This window comes from Endozoicomonas sp. SESOKO2, from assembly GCF_024606245.1.
Classification (GTDB): domain Bacteria; phylum Pseudomonadota; class Gammaproteobacteria; order Pseudomonadales; family Endozoicomonadaceae; genus Endozoicomonas_A.
Genome location: NZ_JAHHPQ010000690.1, coordinates 1 through 1,703 on the forward strand (window position 1 = coordinate 1; position 1,703 = coordinate 1,703).

At 49.1% G+C, this 1,703-nt stretch carries 1 protein-coding gene; it reads right to left on the minus strand.

The genetic code is table 11. From position 1 onward, the window contains the following. Positions 1 to 1,703: hypothetical protein (locus KDK17_RS16830; protein WP_257288602.1), on the minus strand; the 1,703-nt coding region annotated here is incomplete at both ends.

Here is a 1,703-nt window from a genome sequence, read left to right on the forward strand (position 1 = left end):
AGCGCGCCAGAACGATCCCTTTGGAAGACGACTCAGGCTGAATGACGACGTATATTTGCTGGTTTTTCGCGTCATAGGTTTGGAAGAGAGGCTTGCCTTTTGGTGGTAGGCAGTTTGACAGATCAAGTGAATCGGTTGTGGGGGACGTACTGTCAGACGACGATGAAAATTTAGTTCGCCGTGTGTTTGTTGGGGATGATATTTCAAAAGCGGATGAAGTGCCTGATGGTGACTCCGAATCAGCTAAGGCTCTGATTTCAGCAGCCGTGGTCAAATCAATGGTTGAAGGCTGTGCTGATGACGATGACGTAGCTGGTGGAGTTGTCGTGATGTTCTTTTTCACTCTACAGTCAAATCCTCCGGGTGTGCAATCAATTCCGGCCAGCAATATTTGTAGTCTGGAGAAAACTTTTAGGAACGGTAAATAGCCGTAATGCCCGTTCCAGACAGTACGATTGAAAGAGGTGGCGTTTGCGGCACCTCCAGGGTCTGCAAACTCGTTCAGGACGATGGGAAACTGGTTGTTTGTCTGTTGGGTACCATTGATTCGGACAAGTTCACGGTAGGGGGTGTTAATGCCTCTGAGCATCGGCAGCTGTGTTGCATCACCGGCGTTCCAGAGTTCGCTGCTCAAACCGTTTAAGCCTGATTTGAGTGCGCTTTTCGATTTTCTCACGACACCTTCATTATATCCATTATGAATCGAATCAGTCGGGTAATACTTTGTGAAAGTGTCCAGGTTATTGACAATATCATTCCCAAAGGAAAATTCTGCGACTGCCCCGCTTTCATAGCTTCCTGTTACCAGTGACTTAACCAACCCCGTATTAACATTGTTGTAAACCGAGGCCAAATCGCGTGCACTCCCGGATATACCACCCGTTGAACTATGAGTCCCATTACCTATGACTGCTCCGGCATTCAGGTTGTGATAAATTGCTGCTCTTCCTATGGCTTTTCCGGCAATACCTCCGGCAGATGCAATGCGACCGTCAGTAGTGACAGTTCCGGTGTTTACATTCTGAACAACAGGAGCGTTGACTGCTCCCCCAGTGATTCCGCCCACATTGGTGGTGACCTTTCCAGAAATGCTGCCTGTATTGAGGTTTTTGCTGACCAGGGTTTGACCGGAGGTTTCCCCCACTATTCCGCCAATCTCCCCACCACTTCGCCGTGAAGTACCGTCCAAATAATCTGAGGCAATTTTTCCGGTGTTCAGGTTATGTAATACCCTGCTGGTTGTTTCTGCTTTTCCTACAATCCCCCCGGAATCTTCGGTATGGCCAGCATTAACCTCCCCGGTATTCACATTGTTGTTAGCAAGGCTATTGCTTTTCAGCCTTCCGACAACGCCACCGGCAGGTGAGTTATCCAAGCTTCTGGGCGTTATTTTTCCAATATTCAAGTTGTTTGATACAGAAGACTTCTGATCCGCTACCCCGGCGATACCACCAGTGTTGGCGCTTCCGGTTGTGAAAACGGTTCCGGTGTTCAGGCTATCGCGTATGACACTGCCAGAAGCACTGCCTGCTATACCTCCACCATGACTGTGATAACCACTCGTTCTGATGGCTCCGGCATAATTGACCACCTCTTCAATCCTGCTGCGTCTCAACTCACCCACAAGCGCACCTGTGGGGCTGGTGTTTCCGGTACTGGTCACTTTTGGCTGTTTAAGCAGGATTTGTCGTATGGTGCTGTCC